The organism is Bartonella sp. CE47NXGY (genome assembly GCF_042195415.1).
In the GTDB taxonomy this organism is placed as follows: Bacteria; Pseudomonadota; Alphaproteobacteria; order Rhizobiales; family Rhizobiaceae; genus Bartonella.
The window spans coordinates 24,715-32,218 of record NZ_JBHIOI010000011.1 but is presented as its reverse complement, the minus strand read 5'-3'; the positions used below and the strand labels follow the sequence as shown (position 1 = coordinate 32,218).

Annotated in this window: 1 protein-coding gene and 1 pseudogene; one reads left to right on the top strand and one right to left on the bottom strand. The window is 39.5% G+C overall.

Going from position 1 to position 7,504, the window contains the following annotated elements; genetic code table 11:
• Positions 1–616: 616 nt before the first annotated feature.
• Positions 617–5,578, bottom strand: coding sequence for a DEAD/DEAH box helicase (locus tag ACFIL3_RS05130; RefSeq protein WP_375681895.1), 4,962 nt, complete (start codon positions 5,576–5,578; stop codon positions 617–619).
• 731 nt (positions 5,579–6,309) lie between these two features.
• On the opposite strand from ACFIL3_RS05130, the pseudogene ACFIL3_RS05125 reads away from it, so the two are divergent.
• Positions 6,310–6,496 (top strand): annotated as a pseudogene (locus ACFIL3_RS05125) (integrase); the annotation flags it as partial.
• Between the last annotated feature and the right edge of the window lie 1,008 nt (positions 6,497–7,504).

The window sequence follows — 7,504 nt, the reverse complement described above, 5'->3', positions numbered from 1 at the left end:
ACTCTATTGATCTGTAAACAATAATAACTCAGCTTCTTGTCTAACGCGTTCCACCTGCTCACTTCAATATCAGAACATCTCAAAGGACAGATTTCATGAGAATTGTGATTTCCTCTCAACATCTCAAAGGACGATGATTCCTATCAGCAACGATTTGTAAACAGTTCACTTTCTCTGGACAGGTTCCTCTCAGCTTCCCCATTTATATGGTTTACTCACATAAAGCTCGACAAGAAAACCCCTCTGCCTGAGAATATTCATCACTGCCGCTAAAGCTCATGCGTCATAATTTTAGTGACCTCACTGCCTAAGGTGCTTTATTACATACAACATATTGATTTATAATGAAATTTTATTACGCTACAACTTGAATGAGAGCTCTCAATATCATCAGATTTTCTCATTTCAAATCTGTTCTCTATTGAATCAATCAAAACCATTTTCTTGCACATCACACAGGACTTGAACACCACAAGGGAAGAGAGCCTGCGCAGCGTAAAACGGTACAAGAAAGGCATGCCTCTTATGAACTTGTCTCAAGTGCCAAGGGCTGTCACAATACCCACGAGCTGGCAAGGTGTATGATAGTGCCAGTTTGTTACGACACAGCGCTGTTTTACCGCACAATGGATAACTTAACCTTTTCAGTTTCTCTCACTTCCAATTTTGGCAGGTTGCGCACAATTTTCATTGTTTCCAAGCTTACAGTAATAACCCGCTGAAACAATTCCAATGGATAAGCTGGATTACCCACCGTCTCAACAGCATAGCGATTAGCATCATTCACAATCCCACTCGCTTTATCCGTTTTGACAATCTGCCGTTCCATAACCCATTCAAGAGCAGACCTGCCATTGACCACATACTCATAAGCTTCAAGAGGAATATTCTGCATCGTGATATGCGCATTATAAATCACTGTGCTTTTGTCAATAGCACCACGCTTACCAGCAAATTTCATTGCTTCAACACGATAAAAACTCTTCTCATCAGAAATCACCCAAGTTCTTGGATCACCCTGTTTATAGGTAACGGGATAGGGTTCAACTTCTTCATAATTCATATGCAAATCACCAAGCTTTCGCCCCGCTGTAACAAAAGCCCAAAAATCCTCTACCTTTTTAACTGTTGGAATACGCGGCAATTGTTTAGACAGATTATGCGCATAACGAGCACGATAATCTTCAGAATGCAAAATCCCATAAACATAATAAAACAAATCATCCTTTGTAATCATTTCACCAGGATAAGCTGCCTTAAAATAAGCCAACCCTTCATCCGTAAGAGCATCACGCCGCTGTAAACCAGTTTCTTTGCTTTCCTCTGCAAAATTTGCAAACAAATGAACCTGATTCCCTTTTTTAGCTCCTAAGGGTGCAACATCTTCATAAACATACCGTGGAAAACATTGACCAGTATCCATTGCATGAAGATTAGATAAATTCTTAGTCATCAGAACAGAAAATCCACTGCTTGCTCCAACTCCCGTAACTTGTATTACTCTGTTTTCAACCGCTTGCTTCATAGGGAATATACGCGGCATTTGATATACTCTTTCGTTAAAAGTACGGTTATAATAAAGCCATTGTTGTGTAAAAGGACGATAAAGACTTTGAACTAAGCAATTACTTTCAAATTCAGAAAACTTTCCTCTTACCAATTCCTCTTTAAGACTACTGCTCCAACTGATTTTTTGGGTATCTGTATCAACAAAATCGTTCACAGCATTTGCACGTGCTTTGCGGTCAGAATGCGCATAAACATTATTAAAACGTTCCACTTCATTGTTATAGAAAGTTATCGTGTTACGCATATTCTTCGCTAGATTTTCACGGCTTGAATTATATGCCCAGGCATCGCGAGTAGTTATAATCCCACGAGAAAACGTTTCAAAGAGCTTTTTATCACTGCCTTTCTTATCACCTAAGGCCAGAAATTTTTTAAAATCACTGTTGCGCTGATTCAGCCAATCGCCATATTCATCTGGCGTAATCATCTGCCAGCCGTGTTCACGCTTGATACCGCCAACACTACCCAACCGCTGAAGTTGAGATAATTTCTCCTTTGTCGTGAGATTATCACCAATATTGTAATAGTGAATTTTGCAATGCTCCGTGACATTTGGATTTTTAATAAATAGTGTCACAGCGATTCCTGCCATACTTCCACTTCCGAAAACATTTTGCCCTTCTCGAGCAGCTCCTTTGCTCATCATATTTTTGCGAATATCACCACGCAAATTGAAAACATAAATGCTCGAAAATTCTTCATTCAATTCTTTTCGTAATCCACTCGTAGAATATCCATTGATAAAACCTGAATTTGTCACAAAACCAATAACACCACAGTCTTTTATGCGATCACTTGCCCAACGAATGGCACGAATATAACTGTCATAAAGTCCATTAACATTGCTTGCTTTGGATTGAGCAGCATAAGTTTCACGAATGCGACGATCCAATTTAGGATAGCCAATATTCTGCGCATTGTCGTTTTCACTTTTTTGTCCAGAAGAATAAGGGGGGTTGCCAACAATAACACGAATATCCAGTTCCTTCTGGTGCGCCCGACGTGTACTGTTATCCACCAGCAAATCACTGATCAGGTCTTTTTCTTGCTCATAAAGCTGGAATGTATCGGTCAAACAAATTCCCTCAAACGGAACATAATCGCCCCCCATCAGACCATGATAGGTCGTCTCAATATTAATGGCTGCAATATAATAGGCTAAAAGCACGATTTCATTGGCATGAATTTCACGACAAAATTTGTGTTTCATCTCCTCTAGTTTTATCAAACCCGATTGTAAAAGCCGTGTGATAAAAGTCCCCGTTCCAGTAAAGGGATCCATGATGTGCACACCCGATGAGCCAAGCGTTTGCCCAAATTCTTGCTCTAAGACATCATTGACAGAGTGCAAAATAAAATCCACAACCTCGACGGGGGTATAAACAATGCCTAATTTTTCTACAGTGCGTGGAAAAGCATAACGAAAAAACTTATCATAAAGCTCTACAATCAACCTCTGTTTTGCTTTTGGATCCGTAATGCCACTGGCTCGTAATTTTACACTTGCGTAAAATTTTTCCAGATCTTTGGATTCCTTATCAAGATTTGCCTCATCAAGCACATCAAGCATACGCTGCATAGCACGCGAGACAGGATTCTCACGTGTGAACTGATAGCCTTCAAACAACACCTGAAAGACAGGACGCGTGATAATATGCTGTGCCAACATCTCAATCGCATCAGCTTCTGTAACAGCATCATTTAAGTCATCACGCAGTTCTGCCACAAACCTGTCAAAGGCTTGACGCGCCTCAGTATTTGGCTCTGCCAGAATGCCTGTTAAGCGCGTGATATGATTCTTAGCAATTTCAGCAATATTGCTCGCCCAATCCTCCCAATAATCACGTGTCCCACATTTCTTAACGATCTTTGCCAAAATCGCACGAGAAAGTTCATCTACGCAGAAAGAAAGCTCCTCGTTTACCTGCTCTGTAAGAAAGCAATCATGCTCCAGACTTCCAATTCCCGCTCGTGCAGGCTGTGAGCGAACCGGAAGATTGTCTACAACAGCCGTAACAGCCTGTAACTCAGTGCTCTGCGTGACACCAATAATCTCAATCACATTGCTGATATCTTGCCCGAGGGATGCCTTATTAATCGTCGCATCAAAACGATCATCATGCGCACGCAAAGCATTTAAAATTTGCCAGATAACCCGATATTTATCATTGTTGTTCAAAGCCTGTTCCACTGGAGTATCAGGAGGAATACCAATTGGCAAAATGACATATCCCATCTTTTTACCTTCAGAGCGACGCATCACCCGCCCAACCGCTTGCACAACATCAATCTGGCTTTTGCGTGGATTTAAAAACATGATCGCATCAAGAGCCGGAACATCCACCCCCTCAGACAAACACCGAGCATTGGTCAAAATACGACAAACATCCTCACCACTATCAGCTTTCAACCAGTCAAGTAATGCACCACGATCCTTCGCATTAAAAGTGCCATCAACATGCTCAATTTCACACTTCAGAAAATGCTCATTTTCTGTATCCTCTTTCGTATAATCAAGATATTCTCTAACAACCGTAGAAAACTCATCACGCACAAGTTCAGAACTTTTAATAGTTTTACAAAACGCTAAAGCACGATGCATAGGATATAAATCCGCACCAACATCAGCCTTCATATTTTGTTTTGTCAAAGCCTTATAACAGCCAATAATCTTTGTTGCATCATCAAGAATAAGCTCAGTATCGCTATCACTAAGGCGCTTCTGAACAGCGGAACTGACCAATTTTTCGTCCATTGCTAAGACAATAACCTTATAATCTGTTAAAAGATCATTTTGTACTGCCCATGAAAAACCCCGATAAAAAAGTGTTTTACCAAAAAGCTTTTCATCATCCATAGAAGCAAGAACAGCATTAACTTCATTCGCGCGACTTTTTGCGTTATCACCAAAAATACGTGGTGTCGCTGTCATATAAAGGCGTTTCTTGGCACGAATAACATCATTGGAATGCACCTTAACAAAATTGGATTCATCCTCGCCCACCAGCGTTGCCCCTGTTGTACGGTGCGCTTCATCACAAATGATAAGATCAAATGTTGGCAAACCATAGTTTTTCTGAGCATCAGCAATCACCTGAATAGATTGATAGGTTGCAAACACCACGATCATCTTATCTGCAACACTCTTCGCCACCTGTTCTGCAAGTTTAGCAGCATCGGTTGTCGCCGGAAAAGCAAGATCAAACACATCAATTTCAGCAACATCATCACTATTTTTACGACGCTTTCCCACTTGTGTATCGGAACAAACAGCAAAAGATCTCAATCCGATTCCTGCATCCGTTGTCCATTCACGAACCGTCTGTGACATCAGTGCCAAGGAAGGAACAAGAAACAAAACAAACTTGCCTTCACCCGCCAAATCCTCAGCAATTTTAAGACTGGTAAATGTCTTACCAGTACCACAAGCCATAATAAGCTTCCCCCGATCTGCTTGAGCAAGCCCAGCACGCACATCACGCAATGCTTCCAATTGATGTGGACGGATTTTCTTTTTATCCTCCAAAACAACTTTGCCCTGGGCTGCAAAAGTTTCCCAACGGATCGGACTTTGTTGTATATCGGAAAGATTAATCCGTATAACAGGAATATCCTGCCCCCGTATCATTGTTTCAGCGTTATCACTCCAAGTACTTTCAGTACTATCTATAATAACACGCCGCTTGAATGGAGCTTTCCCTGATGCCGAAATAAAACTATCAATATCTGCTTTTCTAATCCGATAGGCTGCATCATAAAATTTACATTGGATTGCCGCAAAACCCCCTCCATCACGAAGCTTTGCCACAAGATCGATACCAGTATCACGACCATCCCAATCATTTTCATGAGCCCAATCTTTAAAGGTTTGAACCTTCTCATAACACCCAGACTGAAGAGGATCATGTGTCAGATAAGCAAGAGCAAAACGCTCAAAATATGTACCTTTATCTCGTTCGGTACGCGCTTCATCACGATAGCTCTGTAAAAGCGATTGCAGCGTCGTCATGCTTTTCTCTCTATTAAAAACATCTTCAATTATCGAATCTAGACCTATTCATTAATGCCTCTTGTTCTACCCAAAAAACTTAAAAAAAGCTTAAAATTGCTTGATTTTAAGATATTTCTTCTATGCTTAATTAAATCAACAAGAGAGAATCTTTTGATCTTTTTGAGTATCCCCCAAATCATATGATGCATTTATTGATGTCTATATCCCTATGGAAATAAACGGTAAGGCGTGATGATTTTGAAAATATTTTTTGCCTTTTGTTAAGAATACACAATAAAGTGCGCAATAATTTTAGGATTTAGCTTAAGAATGAGAGGAGGAAATGGATAGGACACCTGCGAACACACAAGACACCAAGGAAGAAACTCCACACACAAAACAGCGCATTTTACGAACGATCATGCATATAATTTCACTATAATACGCAAAATATTAGTCGTGATATTCAAAATATTGATTTTTGAAATATTTCTTTTTCTTTTGTTCTTTCGTAGACTAATTATTCGCTTCTTATACTTTATAGCGGGTGGTTTTAGAATTCTTTTTTATATGTACAATATATTGATTTATAATGATAATATAGCGTCATTCATATTAAATTAGAACTCTGAATAACGTAAGATTTTCTCATTTCAAATCTGTTTATCTTGAATCAATCAAAACCACCTGCTTGCACATCACAAGCGGGATGAGTGTGTGGAGAAAAACTGTACAAGAAATGACTAAAAATGGCTCTTATGAACCGCCGCCTTAATGCAAGGTCTATCGCAACACCCACGAGCTGGCAAATATAATGATGGTGCCGGCTTATTACTTCATAAGCGTAAAGATGGAGGTGCTCAATAGATTTACCATGAACAGCGTCGCAAAATAGGCTTGGATACCTTGAGAAATGTTTCTTTAAAACAAGAGTGTTAATGTGCAACACAATGGCGCTCTGTATCGAACTTGTAGCAGGAGGAAGAATACCATACCAACTAGACATACCATTGCTCATCACTAGCGCCATTATGTTCTTTAGCAGCATAACTGCAGCTTGGTATTACGATGCTCTTACTTCATCTCACATCTGCTGAATATGAGCTTATTCTTTTTCAATAAATGAAAGCCCCTTTCATTCATACATCATTCAAAATAAGAAGCTATCCGCCTCTCAAACTTTTTGTTGTCCTCACCAAACTCATGAAATCAAACCCGCATCTCACGGTATTAGTTCTTAAGATCACGCGCCCCCTACCGAGTATCTGACGGCATCCTTACCCTAGAAACTCAAATGGCTTGTTTATCCTTCAGCTCCAAAATCATGAGATAAGGCAGAAAAAAGCGATGCCTTAAACAAAATATTCTAAAGAAAGCTAAGTTACTCGCATAAAGGAACAGAAAATGGCTGTGTCTTAGGTCACATTTTAAAACTTGAGCACGATCATAATTTATTTGCATAAACCTAAACACCTATAATTTGCACCACCTTCTGCAAAACTAAAAGTGAGAAATCCTCATAACCTCTTTTCCGAAAACCTTAAAAAGACTAAACGAAACCTCTTAAACTGCTCAACTATCTCGATACCAGTTCATTTTTTTGGAAGAACGGAGGTTTAAGCTGTTTTTGGCATCAACCTTCTTTTTTGTTCTTTTGTTTGTTAGCAGATATACTATTCACTTCCCCCGCCTCTTTTTAGGTTAAATCTTAAGAATCGTCGCGCAGTATATTTTATTTGTCCTCCTCTTCACATCTCAGAAGACGAGAATTTTTAACAAAATTCAGTCTGCAAGCAATCTCATTCTAACGGGTTCTATTTAATTTCTCCTTAATAGGATTTACTTCCATAAGACTCGACAAGAAAGATTTAAAATATTCATCATGCATTCTCAAAACATTTAATGCCTCAAGAAGGCTTATATGCCTACCATATCTCACATGAT

Coding starts and splice junctions, on each gene's coding strand:
- ACFIL3_RS05130 (WP_375681895.1), bottom strand. CDS start 5,578: ATGACGACGCTGCAATCGCTTTTACAGAGCTATCGTGATGAAGCGCGT.